General features: G+C 72.7%; 21 protein-coding genes. 10 read left to right on the top strand and 11 right to left on the bottom strand.

Going from position 1 to position 24,542, the window contains the following annotated elements:
* Positions 1-10: 10 nt before the first annotated feature.
* Positions 11-1,975, top strand: coding sequence for an ATP-binding protein (locus ACPPVX_RS14065; RefSeq protein WP_426571190.1), 1,965 nt, complete (start codon positions 11-13; stop codon positions 1,973-1,975).
* 26 nt (positions 1,976-2,001) lie between these two features.
* On the opposite strand, the gene ACPPVX_RS14060 is transcribed toward ACPPVX_RS14065, so the two are convergent.
* Positions 2,002-3,462 carry a hypothetical protein gene (locus ACPPVX_RS14060; protein ID WP_426571189.1) on the bottom strand — a complete coding sequence of 487 codons (1,461 nt, stop codon included), beginning with the start codon at positions 3,460-3,462 and terminating at the stop codon, positions 2,002-2,004.
* A gap of 207 nt (positions 3,463-3,669) precedes the next feature.
* Between ACPPVX_RS14060 and queC the strand changes: the two genes are divergently transcribed.
* From queC to queD, 3 genes are read left to right on the top strand one after another with little or no spacing between them, the layout of a single operon-like run.
* Positions 3,670-4,377: a 7-cyano-7-deazaguanine synthase QueC gene (queC, locus tag ACPPVX_RS14055; protein WP_426571188.1), complete on the top strand. Its 708-nt coding sequence runs from the start codon at positions 3,670-3,672 to the stop codon at positions 4,375-4,377.
* Positions 4,374-5,012: a 7-carboxy-7-deazaguanine synthase gene (queE, locus tag ACPPVX_RS14050; RefSeq protein ID WP_426571187.1), complete on the top strand. Its 639-nt coding sequence runs from the start codon at positions 4,374-4,376 to the stop codon at positions 5,010-5,012. The genes queC and queE overlap by 4 nt, the downstream gene beginning before the upstream one ends.
* The gene (queD, locus tag ACPPVX_RS14045; protein ID WP_426571186.1) at positions 5,012-5,374 is read left to right on the top strand and encodes a 6-carboxytetrahydropterin synthase QueD; all 363 of its coding nucleotides are present in this window, start codon (positions 5,012-5,014) and stop codon (positions 5,372-5,374) included. Before queE ends, queD begins: the two co-directional genes overlap by 1 nt.
* Positions 5,375-5,381: 7 nt before the next feature.
* Here the strand turns inward: queD and queF are convergent, their stop codons facing one another.
* The 4 genes from queF to ACPPVX_RS14025 form a co-directional block, all read right to left on the bottom strand.
* Positions 5,382-5,771 carry a preQ(1) synthase gene (gene queF, locus ACPPVX_RS14040; RefSeq protein ID WP_426571185.1) on the bottom strand — a complete coding sequence of 130 codons (390 nt, stop codon included), beginning with the start codon at positions 5,769-5,771 and terminating at the stop codon, positions 5,382-5,384.
* 131 nt (positions 5,772-5,902) lie between these two features.
* On the bottom strand, positions 5,903-6,961 hold the full coding sequence (locus ACPPVX_RS14035; protein ID WP_426571184.1) for a glycoside hydrolase family 16 protein: 1,059 nt from the start codon (positions 6,959-6,961) through the stop codon (positions 5,903-5,905).
* 166 nt (positions 6,962-7,127) lie between these two features.
* A complete protein-coding gene (gene larE / locus ACPPVX_RS14030; RefSeq protein WP_426571183.1) occupies positions 7,128-7,973 on the bottom strand; it encodes an ATP-dependent sacrificial sulfur transferase LarE in 846 nt (281 codons plus the stop codon).
* Positions 7,974-8,010: 37 nt separating this feature from the next.
* Entirely contained in the window at positions 8,011-8,697 is a 687-nt protein-coding gene (locus ACPPVX_RS14025) for a chlorite dismutase family protein (RefSeq protein ID WP_426571182.1), read from the bottom strand.
* A gap of 191 nt (positions 8,698-8,888) precedes the next feature.
* Between ACPPVX_RS14025 and ACPPVX_RS14020 the strand changes: the two genes are divergently transcribed.
* Positions 8,889-9,512 (top strand): serine O-acetyltransferase, encoded by a 624-nt coding sequence (locus tag ACPPVX_RS14020; RefSeq protein ID WP_426571181.1) that lies wholly within the window; start codon positions 8,889-8,891, stop codon positions 9,510-9,512.
* 10 nt (positions 9,513-9,522) lie between these two features.
* Here ACPPVX_RS14020 and ACPPVX_RS14015 read toward each other — a convergent pair whose 3' ends face one another.
* Complete coding sequence (locus tag ACPPVX_RS14015) at positions 9,523-10,548, bottom strand: alpha/beta fold hydrolase (protein WP_426571180.1); 1,026 nt, start codon at positions 10,546-10,548, stop codon at positions 9,523-9,525.
* Between the two features lie 310 nt (positions 10,549-10,858).
* Here ACPPVX_RS14015 and ACPPVX_RS14010 point away from each other — a divergent pair, with 310 nt between their 5' ends.
* Positions 10,859-13,663: a helix-turn-helix transcriptional regulator gene (locus ACPPVX_RS14010; RefSeq protein WP_426571179.1), complete on the top strand. Its 2,805-nt coding sequence runs from the start codon at positions 10,859-10,861 to the stop codon at positions 13,661-13,663.
* Here ACPPVX_RS14010 and ACPPVX_RS14005 read toward each other — a convergent pair.
* Positions 13,651-14,280, bottom strand: coding sequence for a DUF3224 domain-containing protein (locus tag ACPPVX_RS14005; RefSeq protein ID WP_426571178.1), 630 nt, complete (start codon positions 14,278-14,280; stop codon positions 13,651-13,653). The genes ACPPVX_RS14010 and ACPPVX_RS14005 overlap by 13 nt on opposite strands.
* Before the next feature lie 159 nt (positions 14,281-14,439).
* Between ACPPVX_RS14005 and ACPPVX_RS14000 the strand changes: the two genes are divergently transcribed.
* Positions 14,440-15,159, top strand: coding sequence for a YcnI family protein (locus ACPPVX_RS14000; RefSeq protein ID WP_426571177.1), 720 nt, complete (start codon positions 14,440-14,442; stop codon positions 15,157-15,159).
* Between the two features lie 162 nt (positions 15,160-15,321).
* Here ACPPVX_RS14000 and groL read toward each other — a convergent pair whose 3' ends face one another.
* Complete coding sequence (groL, locus tag ACPPVX_RS13995; RefSeq protein ID WP_426571176.1) at positions 15,322-16,941, bottom strand: chaperonin GroEL; 1,620 nt, start codon at positions 16,939-16,941, stop codon at positions 15,322-15,324.
* A gap of 480 nt (positions 16,942-17,421) precedes the next feature.
* Positions 17,422-17,700 (bottom strand): ubiquitin-like small modifier protein 1, encoded by a 279-nt coding sequence (locus ACPPVX_RS13990; RefSeq protein ID WP_426571175.1) that lies wholly within the window; start codon positions 17,698-17,700, stop codon positions 17,422-17,424.
* Positions 17,701-17,944: 244 nt separating this feature from the next.
* On the opposite strand from ACPPVX_RS13990, the gene ACPPVX_RS13985 reads away from it, so the two are divergent.
* Entirely contained in the window at positions 17,945-18,868 is a 924-nt protein-coding gene (locus tag ACPPVX_RS13985) for a glucosyl-3-phosphoglycerate synthase (protein WP_426571174.1), read from the top strand.
* Between the two features lie 95 nt (positions 18,869-18,963).
* Here the strand turns inward: ACPPVX_RS13985 and ACPPVX_RS13980 are convergent, their stop codons facing one another.
* Entirely contained in the window at positions 18,964-19,665 is a 702-nt protein-coding gene (locus ACPPVX_RS13980) for a DUF429 domain-containing protein (RefSeq protein WP_426571173.1), read from the bottom strand.
* Positions 19,666-19,667: 2 nt separating this feature from the next.
* Positions 19,668-20,117: a GatB/YqeY domain-containing protein gene (locus ACPPVX_RS13975; protein ID WP_426571172.1), complete on the bottom strand. Its 450-nt coding sequence runs from the start codon at positions 20,115-20,117 to the stop codon at positions 19,668-19,670.
* Positions 20,118-20,260: 143 nt separating this feature from the next.
* On the opposite strand from ACPPVX_RS13975, the gene ACPPVX_RS13970 reads away from it, so the two are divergent.
* On the top strand, positions 20,261-23,245 hold the full coding sequence (locus tag ACPPVX_RS13970) for a DEAD/DEAH box helicase (protein ID WP_426571171.1): 2,985 nt from the start codon (positions 20,261-20,263) through the stop codon (positions 23,243-23,245).
* Positions 23,245-24,519: an SWIM zinc finger family protein gene (locus ACPPVX_RS13965; RefSeq protein ID WP_426571170.1), complete on the top strand. Its 1,275-nt coding sequence runs from the start codon at positions 23,245-23,247 to the stop codon at positions 24,517-24,519. Before ACPPVX_RS13970 ends, ACPPVX_RS13965 begins: the two co-directional genes overlap by 1 nt.
* The last annotated feature ends 23 nt before the right edge of the window (positions 24,520-24,542 follow it).

Below are 24,542 nucleotides of genomic sequence, written 5' to 3'. Positions count from 1 at the left end.
CGTTGCCGCAGTGGTCGCACAGGAACGTCTCGGCGAGGTGGCAGAGCAGCTCGACGCCGAGCGGTTCGTGGGGCGGCGCCGGGCGCTCGACCTGGTCGACGCCGCCGTCACCGGCACCAGCTCCCACCGCATCGTCCACGTCCACGGGCCCGGCGGCGTGGGCAAGAGCGCGCTGCTGCGCGCCATCGAGCGCCAGGCCCGCGACCGGGGTCGCGAGGTGGTCCACCTCGACGGCCGCCTGGTGGCGCCCGCACCGGATGTGCTCGCCGCCGAGGTGGCCCGCGCCGACGCTGAAGGCTCGGTGCTCATCATCGACGAGGTCGACGAGCTGGCCCCCCTGCGCTTCGAGCTCCGCAGCCTGATCCGCTCGACGCTGCCGGCGTCGAGCGTGGTCGTGCTGGCGGGACGCCGGCCCCCGGGCCGGGAGTGGTTCGATCAAGGGCTCGAGGCCATCTCGGTGGAGGTGGCCCTCCGCCCCCTGACGATCGCCGAGGGACGGGAGCTGCTCGAGCGCTACGACATCACCGATGCCACCGTCGTCGAGCAGCTCCTCACGTGGGCCGCCGGGTACCCGCTGGCGCTCACCGTCGGAGCCAACCTGCGCGGCACACCGGTCGACAGCGAGCTGCGCGCCAACGTGGGGGCAGACACGACCGATGGCGGGCTCGACGACGTGATCGTCGCCCGCCTCGGCGGCCGGGAGCTCGCCGGGGTCGATCCCGACGTGCTCGACGTGGCCTGCATCGCCCCCGCCGTCGATGCCCGGCTCCTGGCAGCGGTGCTGCCGGGCCGGGCCACGCGGACGGGCCTGGCCCAGCTGCGGGCGCTGTCGGTGTCGGAGCCGCTCGGCCAGCGCACCACCCTGCACCGGCTCGTCCGGAGCGCGCTGCGGTCCCGCCTGCGCAACACCGATCCCGACCGCTACCGCACCACCGTGGTCCGCGTGGCCGACCACCTGCGCAAGCGGGCGCTCACCGAGGACCCGATGATCGTCCTCGAGCTCGCCAGCCTGGTCGAGCACCCCGAGCTGCGCCTGAGCTTCGACGCGAGCACCACCCACTACGCCGACCACCCCCGGCCGGGCGATGTCGAGACCGTCGAGGCGTTCACGGGCGCCGGCGGCACGGCGTGGTTCGCCCGCTTCCGCCGCTGGTGCGAGGAGCAGCCGAACCAGGCCATCACGGTGCGCCGGGCCACGGGCGAGCTGGTGGCCATGTCGGTCATCTGCATGGCCGACGAGATGCCGCCGTGGGCCGAGGACGACATCGAGACCGGCCCGTTCCTGCGCCACGCGCGCGCCGCCGGCCGCCTGGCCGAGTCGGGGCACATGCACGACACGATCATCATGGAGGACCCTGACGACGCCGCCGCGATCGCCGAGGTGATCCGGGTCGGCAACGCCGGCGCCCTGGCGGCAGGCGCGGTGAGGACCCCTCGGTACGTGTACGTGACCGCCACCGCGTGGAACGAGCACGACGGCACCGCGCCCCTGGGCTACCAGGACGTGCCCGAGCTGCGCCGCCACGACGATGAGCGCGAGCTCTCGACGATCATGACCGACTTCGGTCCCGACGGGGCGGTCGGCCAGATCTACAACCTGGTCCTCATGGAGCAGCAGGTGGAGCCCTCACCCCAGGCGGGCGTCCAGGCCCTGGCGCTGGTGGCTGCCCTCCGCTCGTTCCACGACGACGTCGCCCTGGCCGCCAGCCCGCTGGCCCCCGCTGACGCCGGCGACGACGAGGCCGAGCGCGCCGAGGCCGTCCGGGAGGTCGTCCGCCAGTCGATCGACGCGGCGTTCGGGCCCTCGGCGCCGGACCAGGAGCTCCGCCGGGCGATCGAGCGCACCTACCTCGACCCCGACGGCGGCCACGGCGTGGCCCAGCGCGAGCTGCACATGAGCCGGTCGAGCTTCTACCGCCACCTCCAGAAGGCCCGCCAGCACCTCGTCGACCGCGCCGCCCCTCCGCCTGCCTGAGCACGGGCGCGCCGACGCGCCCAGGATCAGTGGTCGATCTCGGTGCCGTCGGGGCGGTAGACGTGGAGGCGGCCGCGCTGGTCTCGGCGGACGGTGAAGCCGTGTTCCTTGAGCCGGTTGTGCCTCCCGCACGCGGGTCCCCCGTTTCCGGGGTTGGTTCTCCCGCCGCTGCGTCTCGGCTGCAGGTGATCGGCCTGGCAGTGGGCGATCTTGACGCCGCATCCGGGCCAGTAGCAGGCGACCGAGGAGAGCATGACGGCTTCTCGGAGCGGTCCGGTGAAGAGCTTGTGGAGCCCGCTCATGTCGAGCACGACGCCGTCCCATCCGACCACCGCACGTCGGATGCGCCCGGCGAAGGCGTTGGCGAACGCCTCGGTGGGGTCGATGGGGTGCCCTGCGCCCGTCTCGCAGCGGAACTCCCGCCCGGGGTGGTCTGCCGGGTCGTGACCCGTGGCCTCGTCGCTCCCGCCCGCGTCGTGTCCACCGCACGACGGCTCGGTGGGCGCGGCGTCTGGTGCGGCGGTCTCCGCATCGCCTGCGCGAGGAGCCATGTCCGCGTCGTCGGGAAGCGGTCCGAGATCTGGGACCGGCCGGGGCTCGACGTTCGCTCCGGCGGCGCGGCGGGCCTCACGCTCGAAGGTCTCGTTGTCCATGACGATCGTCAGGTCGATGGGCGCACCGCCGGGCGTCGCGGCGAACGCGTTGGCGGCGAGCTCGAAGATCCGCGCCACCGCATCGGCGTCGCGCTGGTCGAACGTGCGCGCCAGGTGCTCGACCGTGGTCGCCTCGCCATGGACATCGCGAGCCTCCGCCCAATCGGCCTGGAACTCGGCCTCGACGAACGCCCGGAAGATCGCGTGCATCTGCGCTCCGGTCAGGCCGCCGACGAGGCACAGCAGCTCCCAGCCTCCATCGAAGTCCTGCAGCAGCCGCGCGCGACGGTTCTCGTGGGCCCGCCGAGCTCGATCGGCGGTGCCGTCCTCGTCGACCATCCGCACCCAGTTCGTGAGCCGCCGGTCGAGCTCCGCGTACTCGAGCACCGCCGCGAGCTGAGCGACCTGGGCGTCGATCTTGACGAGCTCCGCCTGCACGCGGGGGTTCACGTACACCAGCGAGATCCGGTCCACCTGGCACGCCCCGATGCGGCCCGTGGCGAGGGCGAGCTTCACGGCCGGCATGGCCGCGAACATCCGTCGAGCCCGGTCCCGCCGCTTGGCCTCCGGCTCCGACAGGTGGCTGACGAGCCCGACCATCACCCGGCCGGACGCATGGCCATCGACGAGGTGCAGACCTCGCTCCTCGATGGTCTCGATCACGTCGATCTGCTTGGACCGCATCCGCCGCCCGTACCGCTCCACCCTCCGGGCCAGCGCCGCGGCCTCCATGATCGACCCCGGGTCCAGCTCGAGCGCATCGAGCGCATCGAACGCCGCGTCGAGGCCAGCGAACACTGCCTGCGCACGAGGATCGGAGACGGCAAAAACCATGCCCTGATCATACGAAGGGGGTATGACAACGAAGCCCTCTCTGTCCGTTTCGATGCCTTCTGATGTCCGAATCGCAGGCGACGCCGACCGCGGCAGCAGGGCCCACCGCCCGGACGTTCGCCGAACCGCCCAGGTTGGCGGGGCTCCCCTACGCTGGATCGCTGCCCCGGCCGCAACCACCGCCGTCGATCCCGAGGAACCGTCCTGATGCCCAAGCCTGCTGTCGTCCTGCTCTCCGGTGGGCTCGATTCGTCCACCGTCGTGGCCATGGCGCAGCGCGACGGGTACGACGTGCACGCCCTGTCGTTCTCGTACGGGCAGCGGCACACGGTCGAGCTCGAGTCGGCGAAGGCCGTCGCGGCGGTGGCGGGTATCGTGGACCACCGGATCATCAACATCGACCTGGGGGCGTTCGGCGGCTCGGCGCTCACGGACTCGTCGATCGAGGTGCCCAAGCACGACTCGCCCGATGAGGCCGACGACGGCATCCCCGTCACCTACGTGCCCGCCCGCAACACCATCTTCTTGTCGTTCGCCCTGGCCTTCGCCGAGGTGATCGGATCGTCGGACATCTTCATCGGGGTCAACGCCCTCGACTACTCGGGCTACCCCGACTGCCGCCCCGAGTTCGTCGCCGCGTTCCAGGACCTGGCCCGCCTCGCCACCAAGACCGGCGTCGAGGGCAGCACCCAGGTCACCATCCACGCCCCGCTCATGGAGATGACCAAGGCCCAGATCTCCACCGCCGGTACCGAGCTCGGCGTCGACTACTCGATCACCACGTCCTGCTACGACGCCGACGACGACGGCAACGCCTGCGGCCGCTGCGACGCCTGCCACCTCCGCCACCAGGGGTTCGTCCAAGCCGGCCTCGACGACCCCACCCGGTACCAGCCCGGCGCCGCACCCGCATGACCTACCTGGTCAAAGAGGTCTTCCTGACCCTCCAAGGCGAAGGCGCCCAAGCCGGGTCGCCCGCCGTGTTCTGCCGCTTCAGCGGCTGCAACCTCTGGACCGGCCGCGAGGAGCACCGCCACCTCGCCATCTGCCAGTTCTGCGACACCGACTTCGTCGGCACCGACGGCCCCGGCGGCGGCCAGTTCAAGACCGCCGCGAGCCTCGCCGACCACGTCGCCGCCACCTGGACGGGCGACGCCGCCGACGGAAACCGCCTCGTCGTCTGCACCGGTGGCGAGCCCCTGCTCCAGCTCGACGACGACCTCGTCGACGCCCTCCACGCCCGCGGCTTCCGCATCGCCATCGAGACCAACGGCACCCTGCTGCCACCCGACGGGATCGACTGGATCTGCATGAGCCCGAAGGCCGGGGCCGACCTGGTGCTCACCCGCGGCCACGAGCTCAAGCTCGTCTACCCGCAGCCCCTGCTCACGCCCGCCATGGTCGAGCACCTCGAGTTCGAGCACCTCTTCCTGCAGCCGATGGACGGTCCCGACCGCGACGCCAACACCAAGGCCGCCATCGCCCACTGCCTGGCCCACCCGCGCTGGCGCCTCAGCGTCCAGACCCACAAGTACCTAGGAATCCCCTGATGGAGATCTACAAGCGCTTCACCTTCGAAGCCGCCCACCACCTGCCCAACGTGGCTCCCGGGCACAAGTGCGCCCGCGTCCACGGCCACGGCTACCAGGTGACGATCACCGTGACCGGCCCGGTCGGCGCCGAGTCGGGCTGGGTGGCCGACTTCGCCGACCTGTCCGCCGCGTTCGCGTCCGTCCTGAGCGAGCTCGACCACCACGACCTCAACGGGATCACCGGCCTCGAGAACCCAACGGCCGAGGTCTTGGCCATCTGGATCTGGGACCGCCTGGCCCCCGCCCTCCCGGGCCTGAGCGCCGTCGACGTGGCCGAGACGCCCACCAGCGGCGCCATCTACCGCGGCCCCGCCACCTGATCCTCCGCTACGGGAGGCGGGCGAAGGTCTCGGTCTCGATGCCGCCGCGGGCGCGCTGGGTGACGTGGACCTCGACCCACGTGGGCGCGGCGGCCCGGGTGACCTCGGTGGCGATGTCGACGGCCATCTGCTCGGCGAACACGGCGGCGTCGCGGAACGACCAGAGGTAGAGCTTGAGCGACTTCGACTCGATGCAGCGGGCGCCCGGCTCGTAGGTGATGACCACGGTGGACAGGTCGGGCTGCTCGGTGACCGGGCACATCGAGGTGACCTCCTCGCACGTGAACCGCACCTTGGTGCAGCCGTCGGGGGCCGGGAAGGTCTCGAGGTGCTCCACGGGGTGGCGCACCGTGGCCCCCAGGATCGTCAGCCCATCGGTCGCACCCTGTTCAGCCACGGGGCGATGGTACCGGCCGCCGACCGGTGAACGCCCGGACGCGAGACGCCCGCCCGGCTGGAGAGCGGCGGGCGGGCGTCGAGGCCCTCGCGGGCGAGTGTCAGGAAGCGAGGGGTCGAGATCGACGGCGATCAGGCCGGGGTGTACACCCGGACGTAGTCGATCTGGTAGGTCTCGTCGGCGGGGTCGCTCCAGTCGACCCGGTTGATGCCGCTGGTGGAGCAGCTGCCCGGGGCGGTGCCGGCGATGCTGCACCGGTTGAGCTGGTCGAGGTAGCCGAGCGTGCCGTCGGGGCTGCCGACCCAGCGACCGCCGACGGCCAGGTTCAACGCGATGTCCCAGGTGGAGGCGGCATCGGCCGAGCTGGTCCAGGCGTGCTTGGCATCGACGTAGGTGTGGACCTGGACGTCGTCGACGTAGAAGGTGAAGCGCACGCCGGCGGGATCGGGGGTGATCTCCACCGCCCACGTGTGGAAGCCGGGCTTGTTGGCCGGGTTCTCGAACGCCGTGGTCTTCTTCGACACGTTGCTGACCCCGTCGAGGTGCAGCGTCTGGGTGGTCTTGCCCGGCACCTGGGAGTGGAAGTACTCCATGATGTCGACCTCGGCCGTGCCGGCCCCGTTGTGGTGGCGCAGCCAGAACGCCGGCCACAGGCCCTGGGCGTGGGGCAGCTTGGCGCGCATCTCGAAGCGGGCGTAGCGCGGGTAGTAGGTGCCGGTCTCACGGGACCCGACGAACCCCGACGTGTAGTTCATGGCCCCACCGCTGGGGCAGGTGACGGCCTGCTTCTTGGCCACGATCCGCAGCGAGCCGGCCGACTCGGACACGTTGTTGGGCGTGTTGCACTCCAGCTCCAGGTTCGAGCTGCCGTAGTTCGAGTGATACGGCTGCCACCTCGACCCGTCGAGCGCCGTGTCGTTGAACTCATCGCCGCCGACGAGCTTCCAGCCCGCCAACCCCGACGGCACCGCCGTGGTGGTCGTGGTGGTCGGAGTGATCGGAGCCGCCGTGGTGGTGGTGACCGCGGGGGCGGCCGTGGTGGTGGTGACCACCGCGCCGCCGGCGCCGCCGGAACCACCGGAGCCGGGGACCTCGGCCTGGGCGGCGGGCTGGCAGGCCGCCAGGCCGAGCATCACCAGACCGGCGAGGAGGGCTCGACCAGCGAGCGGGGACTTGGGGTGGGTGAACATCGCCTTACCAACTTCGTGAACGTCCAGTTCTGACGTTGTTGGTTACGGCGCGGCCGGCGCGGCGCTTGAGCGCAGAGAGCGACAAATTCACCACTTTGAGCGATATTTCGCACCCGGTCACGGGCTTCTCACGCAGTGCGGTCAGAATGCCACACTGCGTATCGCGTCAGGTAGCGGAAGGACCACCGAGAGCGAGGTTCAGGTTCCCGGAGCGGAAGCCTTCGAGGTCGAGCGTGACGTACCGGTACCCGGCCGATCGGACCGCGTCGACCACCTCGGTGCGCCGCTCGACCACCTCGGCCAGGCGGTCGACCGGGACCTCGAGCCGGGCCAGATCGCGGTAGTGACGCACCCGCAGCTCGCCGAACCCGAGCGCCTTCAGCGCCGCCTCGGCCGCCTCGACCTCGGCCAGCACGCCGAGGGAGACGGGCGTGCCGTACGGGATCCGGCTGGCCAGGCAGGCCGCCGCCGGCTTGTCGGCCGTGCGCAGGCCCAGGTGGCGGCTGAGCTCCCGCACCATGGCCTTGGTGAAGCCGGCCTCCACCAGCGGGAAGCGCGCCCCCCGCTCGGCCGCCGCCTGCTGGCCGGGCCGGTGATCGCCGAGGTCGTCGACGTTGACGCCCAGCACCACGGTGGCGCCCGCCGCCTCGGCCAGCGGGCCGACGGCATCGATCAGCGCGGTCTTGCACCAGTAGCAGCGGTCGCCTTCGTTGGCGACGTAGCTGGGGTTCTCGAGCTCGTGGGTCACCACGGGCTGCCAGGTCAGGCCCCACTCGGCGGCGAGCGCCTCGCAGTCGGCGTGCTCCGCTCCGGCGAGCGAGGCCGACACGGCGGTGACCGCAGTGGCGCCCGCCGGCCCGAGCACGTCGTGCGCCACCCATGCCACCAGGGCGGAGTCGGCGCCGCCCGAGAACGCCACCACCATCGGCCCGATCTCGTGGGTGACGGCTCGCAGGCGCGCGTACGCCTCGCCCACCTCGGGCGACAGCGCCGGAGCGTCGACGGCGGTCACGACGGGAGCGCGACGGTGGACGGCACGGACCTGCGGATCAGTCCGGGACGCCGGCAGCGTCGAGCACCTCGGTGAGGGAGCCCACCGCCCCCGAGATGAACTGGCCGAAGTCGGCGTACTTGGCCGACGCCTCGTCGAAGCGCATCTTGTAGACGACCTCCTTGAGGTCGTCGGGCTTCTGGGCGAACAGCGTGACGCCCCACTCGTAGTCGTCGACGCCGGCGGACCCGGTGATGAGCTGGACGATGCGGCCGGCGAACTTCCGTCCGCTGGCGCCGTGCTCCATCATCAGCTCCTTGCGCTCGTCGTAGGGCAGCGTGAACCAGTTGGCCTTGCGCTCCCGCTTCTTCGACATGGGGTAGAAGCACCAGGCGCTCATGCCATCCGGCGGCAGCACGGGGTACAGGCGGGCGTTGGCCATCTGCTCGGGCAGGCCCTGGGCGTACTCGGACAGCTCGGTCATCGACAGGTACGAGTCGATGATGGTGAGCCCGGCGACGCTCAGCGCCGTCTGGAACGACTTGAGGCGCCACCAGTCCTTGCCCAGCGCCATGAAGGCGATGTCGGCCTTGTGGCCCAGCACGGCGACGGGGACGACCTGGAGGTCGTCGGCCTGGGCCGCCTTCACCGCCGCCTCGATGGCCGCCCGATCCGTCCCCTCGCCGACCGTGCAGAACAGGTGGAGGACACCGACACCGATGGAGGACTCGAGGGGCTCAGGCATGGCACGAGGCTACCGCCGCACCCCCTTCCGGCCCACAGCCCGGAGGCCCCCCAGCGACCGCGCGAGGGTTTCCGGGCCAGTGGCGTCACGATCGCCGCCGAGGACGGTTGGTGCAGTCGGTGGGTCGGGGCGGGGCGGATTCGCCCTCCTGCGTCGTCCCGACTCGCCACCCGTGCGGTAGACCGTCACCCATGGCCGCTCCCCCGTCCGACCCGTCGCCCAGCGACGTGCTGCTGGCCGACATCGCCGCCAACAAGCACGACCCCAAGGGCCTGCTGCTGGTGGTCTCGTACCGGGTGGCCTCCGAGGCTCGCCGGTTCGGGCAGGGCTCGCTGTTCAAGCGCCTCTTCGTGCTGCCCGTCCTGCTGACCTACCGGGTGGTCGTCGAGTGGGTGCTCGGCGTGGAGCTCCCCGCCCAGGTCGTGGCCGGCCCGGGGCTGCGCATCCGCCACGGCCAGGGCCTGGTGGTGAACACCGGCACGGTCCTGGGGGCCAACGTGATGCTGCGCCACAACGTCACCATCGGCAACATCCGGCGCGGTCCGGGCGACACCACCGGCTGCCCCACCATCGGCGACGACGTCGAGCTCGGCGCGGGTGCCGTCGTGGTCGGTCCCATCACCGTGGGCGCCGGGGCGCTCATCGGCGCCAACGCCGTGGTCAGCCGCGACGTGCCGGCCGGCGCGGTGGTCCGCGCCCCGCTCCCCGCCGTTATCGAGCCCACCGCCCCTGGGGGCGAGCGCAACCCGGATCTCGACGACGACCCCGACCTCGGCGACCTGGGCGACGATCCGGCCCGGACCACCACCTCCTGACCCGCCCGGGTCAGCTGGCCGACTCGCCCCGGATGGGGACCACGTTGCTGACCGCGGCATCGGCCGCGGCGCCAGCGGCCTCCGCCGCCTCGCCGCCGGCCCGGCCCTCGCGGAGGAGCCGGCGCCAGCGGTTGCGGTTGAACGTGACCGGGTCGGTGGTGGCGATGAAGCCGTTGAGCAGCTCGACGAAGCGCTCGGGGTCCTGGTGGTGCGGGAAGTGGCCGGCGTCGGCGAAGATCTCCAGCTGGCTGCCGGGCATCATCTCGTGGGCGATCTGGGCGTGGGCGACGGGGATCACCGCGTCGTGCGCACCCCAGATGAGCAGGACGGGCATGGCCTCGGCGAGGTAGCTGCGGTCGAGCATCGTGACGACCTGGCCCCGCCAGTCGACGACCGACCGCAGGGTCCGCGAGAACGCGCCCCGGGCGGCGACGTCGGGCAGCGCGTCGAGCACGCGGCTCAGCTCCTCGGCGTCGCGGCCCATGTCGGTGCCGCTGCGGCGCAGCAGCTCGATCCCGGCCATCGCCGTCAGCCGCACCGGCGGGAACCGCAGGAACGGGAGGAACAGGTCGGCAGCCGGCGTCGACGCCAGGCGCAGGAACGGGCTGACCTCGCGCGACACGCCGCCGCTCGACACCAGCGCCAGGCGCTCGACGCGGGTGGGGTGCTGGTAGGTCATCTGGGCGGCGACGCCCCCGCCGAGCGAGTGGCCCACCACCGTGGCCTTGTCGATGCCCAGCACGTCGAGCAGGTCGCGCATGCCGTTGGCGTAGGCGGCGACCGAGTAGTCGGCGCGGGGCTTGTCGGACTCGCCGTGGCCCAGGAGGTCCGGGGCGATCACCGTGTACTGCTCGGCGAGGGTGCGCATCAGGGGCACCCAGCTGGCCGAGCTGTCGCCGATGCCGTGGAGCAACAGCAGCGCCGGCCCCGATCCGCACACCCGGTAGGCGCGGCGATGGCCGTGGATCGTGACGAACTGCGTGGTGGTGTCGAACGGTGCGGCACGCGGCCTGCGTCGCCTCGATGGTCCGGCCATGTGCGCTCGTCCTCCCCGGCGCGCACCCCGGTGGCGCGGCGCCCGTCCCCTGACGTGCCCAGCAGGATACGGCCGGCCCGTGACCGGACCCGAACCCGTCGTGTGAACGCTCTGTGACCGGGCACCCTGCCCGCTCCCATCGGATCCGAGCGCCGGCGGGTGATGGAGGACGGCAGGACGGGGCGCGACCTGCGGAGGATCGGTACGCTTCCGCAGGCAGGTGCTCGGCGAGAGGGACGATCCCCATGGCCGTTCAGGCAGTCGTGCTGGGAGCCCCCAACACCCCTGATCGTCGGCGGAGGACGACCTCGTGACGCGGGCCGACCCCGTCGCCGCGTCCGCCCCGGACCGCGCTGGCGTCCCGATGGCGATCAGCCCGTTCATCGGGCGCGCCGCGGAGCTGCGCGAGCTCGAAGCGCTCCTCGGCGAGCACCGGCTGCTGACGGTCACCGGACCGGGCGGATCGGGGAAGACCCGGTTGGCGCTCGAAGTGGCGCACCGGGCCCAGGGTGCGACCGTGGTGGGCGTCATCGAACTGGCCCCGGTCGCCCGGCCCGACCTCGTGGGCGAGGCGATCCGCGTGGGCCTCGACGTCCCCGAGCGCCCCGACCAGGAGGCCCGGGACCTCATCGTCGCCGCGATCGGAGACCAGCGCGAGCTGCTGGTGCTGGACAACTGCGAGCACGTGATCGAGGCGGTCGCCGACGTGGTCGGGTTCCTCCTGGCCCGCTGCTCACGGCTGGTGGTTCTCACCACCAGCCGTGAGCGCCTCGGGATCCCTGGGGAGGTGGGGTGGGTGGCGCCGGCCCTGGCCCTGCCGCCGCGGGGCACCACGGCGCCCGCCGCGATCGCGACCGCCGATGCCCTGAGGCTGTTCGACGAGCGGGCCCGTCTCGTGCAGCCGTCCCACGTCCTCGACGCCGACAGCGCACCCGTCGTCCTCGATCTCCTGCACCGGCTCGATGGCATGCCCCTCGCGATCGAGCTGGCTGCCGCGCTCCTTCGGGTGATGAGCCTGAACGAGCTGACCCGGCACCTGGCGGAGCACGCCACGCTTCCCGACGACCCAGGGCGGCGCGCCACACCCCGCCACCAGACCCTGACCGCGTCCATCGCGTGGAGCCACGACCTCCTGACGGCGCCGGAGCAGATCACCTTCCGCCGCCTTGCGGTCTTCGCCGGCGGGTTCGGGATCGACGCGGCGACGGCCGTCGTACCGGACCCGGTGCTCGATCGGCGATCCGTCCGGACGGTCCTGACCGGGCTGGTCGACCGATCGCTGGTGCAGGCCGAGCGCGGTGGCGATGGCGAGATGCGGTTCTCCCTGCTCGAGACGCTTCGGGCCTTCGCCTTCGAACGGCTGGAGGAGGCCGGCGAGGCCGCGGCGGTGCGCGACCGCCACCTCGGCTGGGTGCAGCAGATGGCGAGCGAGGCCGAGCCCGCCTTGACCGGTTCGGCGCAACGGCCGGTCCTCGACCGGCTGGAGCTCGAGCACGCCAACCTGCGGGCCGCGCTCGACTGGGCGACGAGGTGCGGCCGCGTCGACGACGCCGGTGCCATCGCCGCCGACCTCACCTGGTTCTGGAAGCTGCACGGCCACCTGACCGAGGGCCTGGCGGTGCTCGAGCTCGCGGCCGACGACGCCACGCTCGAGCCGGACCTCGGACGTCGGGTCCGCTGGTCGCAGTCCGACCTCCTCTACTGGGCCGGCCGCTTCGGGCCCAGCTACGAGCTCGCCGTCGAGACCCTCGAGGAGGCGGAAGCTGCGGGCGACGACTGGATCGTGGCCCGCAGCCTGTGGGGGATGGCCAACGTCGAGTGCTTCATCGCGCCGCCCGCCGCGCACGAGCACGCGAGGCGGGCGGCTGCGGTGGCCCGCACCACCGGCGACGCGTGGTGCCTGGCCGTCTCCCTGCAGGTCCAGGTCCTGACCTCGGCTCCCGATGCCCCCGGTGCCGCTCCGTGGATCGCCGAGGCGGAAGCGATCGGGATCGAGCTCCGCAACCCCCAGCTCGACGCGTGGAACAGCGTCCTCGCGGTTCGCCGCTTCGCCGAGAGCGCGGCGTGGCCGGCGGCCGACAGCTGGTACGAGCGCGGGTTGGACGCATCGCTCGCCATCGGCGACGCCCCGACCCGCGTCACGCTCACGTTCATGCACGCCGCGACCATGCTCGAGCGCGGCCGACCCGAGGTCGCCGCGGCAGCCGTCGAGCGGTGCCGCAGGCAGGTGAGCGATCAAGGCGCCGATGCCTACCAGGAGCTCCTGGAGGCGACCGACGCCCGGATCCTCGTGCGGACCGACCCCACCGCGGTCTACGCGCGGCTCATCGATCGCCCGCTGCCCACGGGGGCGGTGGTGTCGGTGCTCGATGTGCTCCCCCGAAGCGTGGCGGCTCTGGCGGCCCTGCTGATCGAGGGGCCCGAGACGGCGCAGACCTGTGCCGAGGCCCTCGAGCTGGCGCGTCGTCTCGGCAAGCCGGAGTCGCTCGTGAACCAGCTCCTGGTGTCGGCGCTCAGCGTCCTCGACCACGACCCCTCCGCGGCGGAGGCCCTCCTGCACGAGGCGCTCGAGACCCTCGGCGGTCCTTCCGCGGTGGCGCGGGCCCACCTGCTGGAGGCGCTCGGCGCGGCCGCGGCCGCCCGGCAGCTCGACCTCGACGCGGCCCGGCTCATCGGTGCGGCCCGGGCCTGGCGGGCCGGCCACGGGTGCGCAGCGCCGGTGTGGACCCTGCGCTCCATCGCCCCGCTCGAGCACGACGCCCGGTCACGGATCGGGTCGGAGGCCTTCGACGCGGCCGTGGACGAAGGAGCGACGATGACGCTCGACGACGCCACCCGGTATGCCCGTCGACGTCGTGGCGTGCGCGGCCGCGCCCCTGCAGGCTGGTCGAGCCTCACGCCGACCGAGGCCCGGGTGGTCGACCTGGCCGCGGAGGGGCTCACGAACCCGGCGATCGCGGCGCGGCTCTTCGTGAGCGTCGGCACGGTCAAGACCCACCTCAACCACGTCTACGCCAAGCTCGGCCTGACCAACCGGACCGAGCTGGCGGCCGCGGCCGCCCGGCGCAACGCCCCGCAACCGCACGCCGCCGCGCCGCACGATCAGCCGGTGTAGGCCGCCGGGGTGACCGGGGCGAGGGCGGGGGCGGGAGGCGCGGCCGGCGGAGTGGTCGGCGAGGCGGTCAGCGGAACGTTCGTCGTCACCGGTTCGGGATCGAGCTGCGACGTGTCGATCGTCCCCGAGTAGGTCCCGGCGCCGACGCCGTACGCATCGCTCCTGCCCTCGAAGTGGAGGAGTCCGGTGAGGCCCCGCAGCGGACCCGTCGCGCTGACGATGGCCGCGTCGAGGAGCGTGAGCTGCGTGGCGTCCTGCGTGAAGTGCTCCTTGAAGGTCACGGTGCCGGCACCCAGGTCGGCGACGGTGCCGGTGAAGACCTCCACCAGGTTCCCTTCGCTCTCCTTGGTGACGGGGTCGTAGGTCACGGTCCCGAAGTACTGCGTGCTGCCCGTGAAGGTCCCGCCGAAGTTGGTGCTGTTGCTGGTCTGGGCGAGGAGCTTGGTCGGGTCGTCGGGATCGGGGGCCACGATCGGGGAACGGCCGATCGGGGTCTCGTAGGTCCCCGTTGCGGGTTGCGGACCGGGGCCCGCCGCCCCGGCCAGCTGTGGCACCACGCCCACGACCGCCAGGGACACCATCGACATCAGGACAACGAGCACACGGGTCTTCGCCATGGACCCGATGGTGCGCCCTCGTGCGCACGAGTACATCCACCGATGGGTGGAGATCGCGGGACGGGGACCGCCGGACAGGGCCACGAACGCGGCCGTGCAGCGGCGGGCCGAGTTAGGTTCCCCCGTGGCGGCCGAGGGTGCCGCCCGTGAGGAGTCACCATGGTCCGCCGCCTGCTCGCCGTCCCCGCTGTGGTCGCCGTCGTCATCGTCGGCACCGGCCTCGCCGCGTGGGCGCACGTCACCGTGGACCCGGGATCGGCGCCGAAGGGCGGCACCGACCAGGAGCTCACGTTCCGCGTGCCCAACGAGGACAACACGGCGAGCACCGTCAAGGTTGACATGCAGATTCCCAGCGATCCTCCGCTGGTCGGGGTCGAGGCCGCGTCGATGCCCGGCTGGAAGGTCGAGGTGAAGACGGTGAAGCTGGCCAAGCCCATCACGACCGACGACGGGACCATCACCGAGGCGGCCAGCGAGGTGATCTGGACCGGCGGCTCGATCGCCCCCGGGGAGTACGGCGACTTCCGGCTGATCGTCGGCCAGCTCCCCGACGACGCCGACCAGGTCAGGTTCCCCACCATCCAGACGTACTCGGATGGCCGCGAGGTGTCGTGGATCGACGACACCCCCTCGGGTGGAGGCGAGGCCGAGCACCCCGCGCCGGTCCTCACCCTGACCGCCGCGGCCGACACCGGAGGCGCCGACACCGGTGGCGCCGCCACCACGACCACCCCCGCCGTCGCAGTCACCGCGGCGAGCCAGTCCGATGTCGACGACGCCAACTCCAAGGCCACCATCGGCATCGTCATCGGCATCGTCGGGGTCCTGGTCGGCGCCGCGGCGATCGTCATCGCCCGCCGCCGCAGCGCGACGGACTGACCGGACCCTCGGCCCTCGTCGTCGCCTGGCACGACGGGGGCAGGTTCGACCCGAGCCCGAGCGCGAGCGAGGGGCGGCGAGCCGAAGCTCAGCCACCCCTCGATCGGTGCAACACGACGGGTCTGGACCGTGCGGCAGGAGCCGCAGCGAGACCCGCTCGGACTAGAAGTCCTCCATGCCTCCACCCATGCCGCCGCCGCCGCCCTCGGCGGGCTTGTCGGCGATGACGGCTTCGGTGGTGAGGAACAGGGCCGCGATCGAGGCCGCGTTCTGCAGCGCCGAGCGGGTGACCTTGGCGGCGTCGGGCACGGCCGGCAGCATCTCGCCGTAGGTGTCGTCAGCAGCGTTGTAGCCCTGGGTGCCGGTGAGCTCCTTGACCTTGGAGACCACCACGCCGCCTTCGAGGCCGGCGTTGAGGGCGATCTGCTTGAGGGGAGCCTCGACGGCCTTGGCCACGATGCGGGCACCGGTGGCGATGTCGCCCTCGAGCTTGTCGGCGGCCTCGAGGATGGCGGGGATGGCCCGGATGAGGGCCACGCCACCGCCGGGCACGACGCCCTCTTCGATGGCGGCCTTGGCCGTGCTCACCGCGTCTTCGATGCGGTGCTTCTTCTCCTTGAGCTCGGTCTCGGTGGCAGCACCGACCTTGAGCACGGCGACGCCGCCCGACAGCTTGGCGAGGCGCTCCTGGAGCTTCTCACGGTCGTAGTCGGAGTCGGTGTTGTCGATCTCGGCCTTGATCTGCGACACGCGGCCGGCGATGTCTTCCTCGGAGCCGCCACCTTCGACGATGGTGGTCTCGTCCTTGGTGATGATGACCTTCTTGGCCGAGCCGAGGAGGTCGAGCGTGGTGGCGTCGAGCTTGAGGCCGACGTCTTCGCTGATGACCTGGGCGCCGGTGAGCAGGGCGATGTCCTGCAGCATGGCCTTGCGGCGCTCGCCGAACCCGGGGGCCTTGACGGCGACCGAGCGGAACGTGCCGCGGATCTTGTTGACCACGAGGGTGGAGAGGGCCTCGCCCTCGATGTCCTCGGCGATGATCACGAGGGGCTTGCCGCCCTGCATGACCTTCTCGAGCACGGGCACGAGGTCGCGCACGGCGGAGATCTTCGACGACACGAGCAGCACGTAGGCATCGTCGAGGACGGCCTCCATGCGCTCGGGGTCGGTCACGAAGTAGGGGGAGATGTAGCCCTTGTCGAAGCGCATGCCCTCGACGAAGTCGGTCTCGATGCCGAACGTGTTCGACTCCTCGACGGTGATGACGCCGTCGCGGCCGACCTTGTCCATGGCCTCGGCGATGGCCTCGCCGATCTCGGCGTCGTTGTTGGCGGAGATGGAGGCGACCTTGGCGATCTGCTCCTTGTCGTCGATCTCGACGGACAGGGCGTGGATGCTGATGACCGCGGCCTCGACGGCGGCTTCGATGCCCCGCTTGAGGTCCATCGGGTTGGCGCCGGCGGCGACGTTCTTCAGGCCCTCGGTGACCATGGCCCGAGCGAGCACGGTGGCGGTGGTGGTGCCGTCACCCGCGACGTCGTCGGTCTTCTTGGCGACCTCCTTGACCAGCTCGGCGCCGATCTTCTCGTAGGGGTCTTCGAGCTCGATGTCCTTGGCGACGGAGACGCCGTCCTTGGTGATCGTGGGGGCACCCCACTTCTTCTCCAGCACGACGTTGCGGCCCTTGGGGCCGAGCGTGACGGCGACGGCGTCGGCGAGCTGGTTCATGCCGGATTCGAGGGCACGGCGAGCCTGCTCGTCGAAAGCGATGATCTTGGGCATCCCTGGGTTCTCCTGGAGGCGGATGACGGTGACTAGCTGATGACACGGCTAGCACTCCCCGATGGAGAGTGCTAACAGCCAACCACTTCTCGCCACCGTTAGCAACCGCGGGGCGAGACTGCTAACCAGCACGGCCCGGTCCGACCCTCCGCCGGGCGGGTTTCACCACGCTGTGCAGCGCAAACGGGTCGTACGACCCATCTCGATCCCACGCCGCGCACCGATGGATAGGGGCCGGGTCGCTCAGGCGATCCGGCGTGTGCGGGCGGGCCATCAGCAGCTGGAGGGAGGCTGCTGGTGGTCCGCCGCCAACCAGATGGACCGCTGCCACCCGTCGGCGTCCCATCGAACTGGACGTCGCCGGTGGGGTGACGGGCGGATGGTCCCCAGGCCGTTCGTGCCGATCCCCTCCGGCAACGTCCGCCGACCGGGCGCGCCGAAGGAGCGCCTCGCCCGGCGATCAGCTCGGAGCCGGGTGGGTCAGATGCCGCCGGCGACGGCAGGGATGATGGAGACGGTCTCGCCGTCGGCCACCGCCGTGTCGAGGCCGTCGCGGAAGCGCACGTCGTCGTCGGCCACGTAGAGGTTGACGAAGCGGCGCAGGCCGCCCTGGTCGTCGAGCAGGCGGTCCTTGAAGCCGGGGTGGACGGCCTCGAGCGAGGTCAGCACCTCGCCGACCGTGGAACCCTCGAGCGAGACCTCGGAGGCGCCGCCCGTGAGGGTGCGGAGGGTGGTGGGGACTCGGACGGTGACGCTCATCGACGGGGACCTCGGCTCGAACTCGACCCGGCGACCGCCGGGGCGCACGTGATCGTAGTAGCGGCCTCGGACCGTTCCACCACGGCGGCTCCCCGCGAACGACAGGTTTCGGTTGGGATGCCTTCATGGTGGCGCAACGCTGACGACGCCATCGATCCGTACCGTGGTCGGGGAGCTGCAACGGGAACGACGCCCAGGGTTCGGCACCTCGCCGGCACCCGTCTTGCCCGGGAACGGTTGACCGATGACGATGACGCCCATGACCACGTCGAGCGACCAGCGTGGGGTGCGGTCGCATCCCGAGCACGCGTTCGACCTCGCCACCGTGCTGGCCGACAAGGTCGCCACCGGGACCACGGTCTCGGCCTGCATCCCCGCCCGCAACGAGGACGCCACCGTCGGCTTCGTGGTCGCCGCCATCCGCGGCGCCCTCATCGACGGGGCCATCGCGGCTCACGGCCACGCCCTCGTCGACGAGATCGTCGTGGTCGACGACCACTCCACCGACGGCACCGCGGCGGTCGCCCGCGCCGCCGGGGCCCGCGTCGTCGACGCCGCCTCCGTGCTCGCCCACCACGGCGAGGGCCACGGCAAGGGCGAGGCGCTGTGGAAGTCGGTCCACGAGTCCACCGGCGACATCGTGGTGTGGGTCGACGCCGACATCGTCGACTTCGACCCCGACTTCATCCTGGGCATGGTGGGCGCGCTGATCTCCGATCCCGAGATCGACTTCGTGAAGGGCCACTACCACCGGCCCGAGGCCCACGGGGTGGGAGGGGGCCGCGTCACCGAGCTGCTGGCCCGGCCGCTGCTGTCGCTGTACTTCCCGGAGCTGGCCGAGATCGCCCAGCCGCTCGCCGGCGAGTACGCGGGCCGCCGCACCCTCCTCGAGCGGCTGCCGTTCGTGGTCGGGTACGGCGTCGACGTGGCGCTCCTCATCGACGCCGTGCGGATCGCGGGCATCGAGCGCATCGCCCAGGTCGACCTCGGCGTCCGCCACCACCGCAACCGCACCCTCGACGAGCTCGGCCCCCAGGCGCTCGCGGTCGGCCAGGCCATCCTCGACCGCGCCGGCGTCCGGCCGCCCGGCACCGCCGTCCTGCACCGCCCGGGCAAGGACCCGCTGCCCGTCCCCATGCACGAGCGCCCCCCGCTCTCGTCCCTCTGACCCGACGCGCCTCCGCGCCGCGGGCTGGGTAGAACCGTGTACCAGCGACCACGTTCTGCACGCGCCGAGCGGCGGGGACCGGCGCGGCGGGGCGGTCAGACCCAGACGGCGATGCGGCGGCCGGTGGCGGGGTCGAGCTCGGCCGGGTCGCCCAGCGCCAGGGCGCGGCCGTCGGCGTGGCGGAGCGCCGACCAGGCGGCCGCCGCGGCATCGAGCACGTCGTCCACCGGGACGCGGCCGGCGGGCCCGAGATCGGCAGGCAGCACGATCGGCGGCTCGGCGGCGCGCAGCAGGGCGAGGCGGTGGAGCGTCCCGCCGGCGGTCTTCTTGTACTCGGGGACGTCGGCGCCGTTGAGCTGGCGGAACGACGCCTCCGGGAACACCTCGACCAGCCGCTCGTCGCCGAGGGCGAGCTCGGCCGCCTCCCGGATCCTTGCCATCAGCCCCATCGCCTGGGCGCTCATCTTGGGCATGCCGATGGCGGCGAGGTGGGCGTTGGCCTCGGCCTGCGAGGTGAAGCCGATCGCGCTGCGGTGCGGCGCCCAGAAGACGCTGCTGCGCCGGATGCCGACGAACGCCTTGGCGGCCACGTCGGCGTGGCGCTTCGGGCCGTCGACCAGGCCGATGGGGATGTCGACCCCGACGACGCGGACCGGATCGCCGGGCGCCGCCGCGTCGACCGCGGCGATCAGCCCGGCCAGGGCGGGGGCGAGGTGGGCGCCGGCGAAGCCGTGGTCGTCGATGACGACCCCGACCCAGCCGTGCCGGCCCGCCGCATCGACCCCCAGGGCGCGCACGATCAGCCGGCGAGCCGGGCCTTGACCAGCGCCGAGACCTTCTTGCCGTCGGCCTTGCCGCCCACCTTGGCCATGGCCGCCTTCATGGCCAGGCCCATCTGCGAGGGCTCGGAGAACCCGCCCTCGGCGAGGGCCTCGTCGACCAGGGCCTCGATCTCCTCGTCTGACACCGGCGCGGGCAGGTAGGCCGCGAGGACGTCGCGCTCGGCGAGCTCGCGCTCGGCGCTCTCGGTCCGGCCGCCGGCGGTGAACGCCTCGGCCGCCTCGTCGCGGCGCTTGGCCTCCTTGGCCAGCAGGGCGACCACCTCCTCGTCGGTCAGGTCGTGGACCTCGTCGCCGGAGACCTTGGCCTCCTTGATGGCCGCCAGGGCCATGCGGAGCACGGAGAGCTTGAGCTCGTCGCGGGCCTTCATGGCAGCGGTGAGGTCGGTCTGGATCTGGTCGGCGAGCATGCGGGTTCTCCTGGCGTCGGTCCCGCCACTGTGGCCCATGGGACCGCGACCGGGCACCCCGGATCCCCGATCGGGCCCTCCGACCAGGAAGATCGCTGCGGATTCGGGAGGGACCAGCGCCGGGCGCCCGTAGCCTTGAGCGGATGTCTCCGGCCCGATCGCTCCTCGAACACCCGGGGATCGAGGCCATCTTCGTGCCGGGGAGACCGGCGCGGACCGGCCGGTTCGCGCTCTGGGAGCCCGGCCGCACGCCGGCCACGTTCACCGACGCGCTCGACGTGGTCCTGCCGGCCGGAGACTCCGTCCGCCAGCGCACGGTGCCCGTCACCTACGTCGACCTGATCGACGTGCTCGACGCCCTCGTGGAGCTGGCGCCCGACGCGCCCTGCGGCGCCTCGGTGCACGGCTGGGCCGTGGCCGCCCGCAGCGCCCTGCACCTGATCGCCCGCGGCCGCCTGCTCCCCGCCGTCGACGAGGACGGGATCGACGGCTGGCGGATCGGGCCGCTCGACCCGGCCGACCTCGAAGCACGCGACGGCGCCGCCGATGCCCTGCCCCCCACCGCCCACGCCACCGCGCTGCCGGGCACCGCGCCGCGCCGGGTGTCGTCACCCCGGTGGCTGGTGGCCCGGTTCTGGGACGCCATCGCCGACGCGTACGTGCGCACGGCCGCGGCCGCACTGGTCTCTGGCCAGGAGGCGTTCGCCGTGCGCGAGCGGGTGGCCCTCGTCCCGGCCCGCGGCGAGGTCGTCCGGTCCGAGGCGTCGGTCCTGGGCATGGAGCTGGCGTCGGCCACGTGGGGCGGTTCGGCATCGGTCCCGTCGTGGCTGCAGTCGACGTCGTCGTCCGCCGAGGCCGACATCACCGTGGCCCTGCGCCTCGACGACGCCGGCACCCACGCCACCGACCCCCAGCACGCCGCTCCGGTGGACGCCGCCGCTGACGCGACCACCGACACCGACGCCGACGCCGACAGCACCGCCGTCGACGGCACCGAGCTCGACATCGCCTCGGCGTCGACGTTCCGCGCCGTGCTCGAGGTGGGCAGCATGGCCGACCGGAGCCTCGTGCTCGACGCCGTCGACCTCTGGGCCGCCCCGCACGCGGTGGCCGAGCGGTTCGGCGCCAACGTCGAGGACTCGGTGCTGCTGACCCTCCGGCGCGGAGCACGGGTGTGGGCCCCCGTCGGCCGCCTGCTCGACGAGGCGCGGCCGTCCGAGCTGGAGCTGACCGGCGCCGAGGTCGAGGACCTCCTCGGACCGGTGGCCACCGAGCTGGCCGGCTCGGGCATCGAGGTGAAGTGGCCCGCCGGCGTCCTGCAGGCCGTCGACCTCAAGCCGGTGGTGGCCTCCGACAGCCTCGGAGCCGACCGACCCGCGGGGATGAGCTTCGACACGCTGTGCGAGCTGCGCTGGGACGCGTCGATCGACGGCGAGCAGCTGAGCCCCGACGAGCTGGCCCTACTCGTCCAGGCCAAGCGCGGGGTGGTGCGGCTGCGCGGCCGCTGGGTCCGGGCCGATCCCGGCAAGCTGGCCCGGCTGCAGCAGCGCCGCAAGGTCACCGCCGGCGAGGCGCTCGCCGCGGCGCTGAGCGGCGACCTGATCGTCGACGGCGAGGAGATCGCCGCCGAGGTGCAGGGGCCGCTGGCGCTGCTGGGCGAGCGCCTGCGCACGGTCAGCGACCGCGGCGACTGGAAGCCGCCGGCCTCGCTGCGCGCCGAGCTCCGGCCGTACCAGCGCGACGGGGCCGCCTGGCTCTCCGAGATGGCCGACCTCGGCCTCGGTGGCGTGCTGGCCGACGACATGGGGCTGGGCAAGACCGTGCAGTTCCTCGCCCTCCACCTGGCCCGCCACCCGGGCCCCTCGGGGCCCACGCTGGTCATCTGCCCGGTGTCGGTCCTGTCGAACTGGGCCCGGGAAGCGGCGCGGTTCGCACCGGGCACCCCCGTGCTGCGCTACCACGGCACCGACCGCAGCCTCGACGACCTGCCGCCCGACGCCATCGTGCTCACCACCTACGGCGTCGCCCGCCGCGAAGCCGCCACGTTGGCCGAGCACCAGTGGGGTCTCGTCGCCGCCGACGAAGCGCAGGCCATCAAGAACCCGATCAGCCGCACGGCGAAGGCCCTGCGCAAGATCCCTGCCGACGCCCGCTTCGCCCTCACCGGCACGCCCGTCGAGAACCGCCTCGTCGACCTGTGGGCGCTGCTCGACTGGACCACGCCCGGCCTGCTCGGCCCGCTCGACCGCTTCCGCCGCGAGATCGCGGTGCCCGTCGAGCGCGACCGAGACCCCGACGCCGCCGAATCGCTGGCCCGCCTCGTCCGGCCGTTCCTCCTGCGCCGCCGCAAGTCCGACCCCGACATCGCGCCCGACCTGCCGCCCAAGACCGAGACCGACCGCATCGTCCCGCTCACCACCGAACAGGTCACCCTCTACAAGGCCACGGTCGACGAGGTCATGGAGCAGGTCGAGCACGCCGAGGGGATGAGCCGCCGCGGCCTGGTCCTCAAGCTGCTCACCGGCCTGAAGCAGATCTGCAACCACCCGGCCCAGTACCTCAAGCAGGACGGGCCGATCGCCGGGCGCTCCGGCAAGCTCGAAGCGGTCACCGAGCTCATCGACACGATCGCGTCCGAGGGCCAGTCGGTCCTGGTGTTCACCCAGTTCGTCGCCATGGGCCACCTGCTCAAGACGCACCTGGAATCGCCGGGCCGACCCGTCCAGTTCCTCTACGGCGCCACGCCCGAGGCCAAGCGCCAGGAGATGGTCGACCGCTTCCAGGCCGGCGAGGTGCCGGTGTTCGTGATCTCCGTGAAGGCCGGCGGCACGGGGCTCAACCTCACCCAGGCCACCCACGTCATCCACTACGACCGCTGGTGGAACCCGGCCGTCGAGGACCAGGCCTCGGACCGGGCCTGGCGCATCGGCCAGGACAAGCCGGTCCAGGTGCACCGCATGGTGTGCGAGGGCACCGTCGAGGACCGGATCTCCGCGCTGCTCGCCGAGAAGCGGTCGATCGCCGATGCCGTCGTGACCTCCGGCGAGGGGTGGGTGTCGGAGATGGGCGACGACGACCTGCGCCTGCTCGTCGCCCTCGGCGCCGATGCCGACGGGGGCATGGGCTGATGGCCGCGGTCCGCCAGTTCGGCTCCACCTGGTGGGGCCGCGCCTGGGTCGACGCGCTCGAGGGACGCGCCAAGCTCGACCCCAACCGCCTGGCCCGCGGCCGCACCTACGCCCGCCAGGACCGGGTGGCCCGCGTCGAGGTGGGCCCCGGCAAGATCACCGCGCTGGTGCGCGGCAACCGCGCCCTTCCCTACAAGGTCACCATCGACGTGCCCACCTACGGCGACGACGACTGGGTGCGCCTGGCTGCGGTCATCGCCAAGCGGTCGGGCATCGCCGCCGCCCTCCTCGACGGTGAGCTCGACCCGGCGGTGATCGATGATGCCGAAGCCGCAGGGGTCCGCCTGCTCCCTGGACCGGGCGACCTCAAGCCCCGGTGCTCGTGCCCCGACTGGGCCGACCCGTGCAAGCACGCCGCGGCCGTCTGCTACCTGGTGGCCGACGCGCTCGACGCCGACCCGTTCGTGCTGTTCACCCTGCGCGGCGGCACCAAGGAGGGCCTCATGGGCCTGGTCCGCGCCCAGCGGGCGTGGGACGCCCAGCAGGCCGCGGCCGGCGACCGGCCCGGCGCCGCGGGCTCCGGAAGCTCCGAGGCGCCCGCCGTGGGCCCGGGTGGAACCGGCCGGATGGTGGCCGCCGCGTTCGGCGGCGGTGCCGTGGTCGATCCGGGCATGGTCGCCCGCGAGGCGTGGGCCCGCTCCCTGGCGCCCCACCCCGAGCGGCGCGAGCTCCCCCGCGCGCCGGGCACGCCGTCCACGTGGCCCGCCGACCCGCCCCGCGACGCGCCGTTCACCGCCGCCGGGCTCACCGACCTGGCGTCCGACGCTGCCCGCCGGGCGTGGGCGCAGCTGGCCGAAGGGTCCCCGAGCTACCTCGACCTCGACGAGCAGACCGACCTCGCCCGCCGCGCCGCCGACCGCCTCGGCCGCCTCGAATCGCTGCTCGAGCTGTCGCGGCGCGTCGGCGCGTCGAGCGCCCAGCTCACCCACCAGGCCCTCGCCTGGCGCAGCGCCGGGCCCGCCGGCCTCGAGGCCATCGAGGAGGCGCTGTGGCGACCGCCCACCGAGGTGATCGACCAGGGGCTCGACGCGTTCGACGAGGCCGGGATCGATCCCGACGACGTGCAGGTGCGATCGAACCGGCTCACGTCGGGCGACGTGCAGCTGCGGGTGTCATCGGACGGCCAGTGGTGGCGCTTCGAGCGCCGCGGCCGGGTGTGGGAGCTGGTGGAGCCACCGGCCCCGACTCCGAGCGACCTGCTCTCGGGCGGCTGAGGCGGCGGAGGCGGCTGCTGCCG

Origin of the sequence: Aquihabitans sp. McL0605 (genome assembly GCF_049993875.1) — a bacterium.
Classification (GTDB): domain Bacteria; phylum Actinomycetota; class Acidimicrobiia; order Acidimicrobiales; family Iamiaceae; genus Aquihabitans.
Note: the sequence above shows the minus strand (reverse complement) of the source record. Positions and strands in the feature narration are given on the sequence as shown.

Coding starts and splice junctions, on each gene's coding strand:
- ACPPVX_RS14060 (WP_426571189.1), bottom strand. CDS start 3,462: ATGGTTTTTGCCGTCTCCGATCCTCGTGCGCAGGCAGTGTTCGCTGGC.
- queC (WP_426571188.1), top strand. CDS start 3,670: ATGCCCAAGCCTGCTGTCGTCCTGCTCTCCGGTGGGCTCGATTCGTCC.
- queE (WP_426571187.1), top strand. CDS start 4,374: ATGACCTACCTGGTCAAAGAGGTCTTCCTGACCCTCCAAGGCGAAGGC.
- queD (WP_426571186.1), top strand. CDS start 5,012: ATGGAGATCTACAAGCGCTTCACCTTCGAAGCCGCCCACCACCTGCCC.
- ACPPVX_RS14035 (WP_426571184.1), bottom strand. CDS start 6,961: ATGTTCACCCACCCCAAGTCCCCGCTCGCTGGTCGAGCCCTCCTCGCC.
- ACPPVX_RS14025 (WP_426571182.1), bottom strand. CDS start 8,697: ATGCCTGAGCCCCTCGAGTCCTCCATCGGTGTCGGTGTCCTCCACCTG.
- ACPPVX_RS14020 (WP_426571181.1), top strand. CDS start 8,889: ATGGCCGCTCCCCCGTCCGACCCGTCGCCCAGCGACGTGCTGCTGGCC.
- ACPPVX_RS14015 (WP_426571180.1), bottom strand. CDS start 10,548: ATGGCCGGACCATCGAGGCGACGCAGGCCGCGTGCCGCACCGTTCGAC.
- ACPPVX_RS14005 (WP_426571178.1), bottom strand. CDS start 14,280: ATGGCGAAGACCCGTGTGCTCGTTGTCCTGATGTCGATGGTGTCCCTG.
- ACPPVX_RS14000 (WP_426571177.1), top strand. CDS start 14,440: ATGGTCCGCCGCCTGCTCGCCGTCCCCGCTGTGGTCGCCGTCGTCATC.
- groL (WP_426571176.1), bottom strand. CDS start 16,941: ATGCCCAAGATCATCGCTTTCGACGAGCAGGCTCGCCGTGCCCTCGAA.
- ACPPVX_RS13990 (WP_426571175.1), bottom strand. CDS start 17,700: ATGAGCGTCACCGTCCGAGTCCCCACCACCCTCCGCACCCTCACGGGC.
- ACPPVX_RS13985 (WP_426571174.1), top strand. CDS start 17,945: ATGACGATGACGCCCATGACCACGTCGAGCGACCAGCGTGGGGTGCGG.
- ACPPVX_RS13975 (WP_426571172.1), bottom strand. CDS start 20,117: ATGCTCGCCGACCAGATCCAGACCGACCTCACCGCTGCCATGAAGGCC.
- ACPPVX_RS13970 (WP_426571171.1), top strand. CDS start 20,261: ATGTCTCCGGCCCGATCGCTCCTCGAACACCCGGGGATCGAGGCCATC.
- ACPPVX_RS13965 (WP_426571170.1), top strand. CDS start 23,245: ATGGCCGCGGTCCGCCAGTTCGGCTCCACCTGGTGGGGCCGCGCCTGG.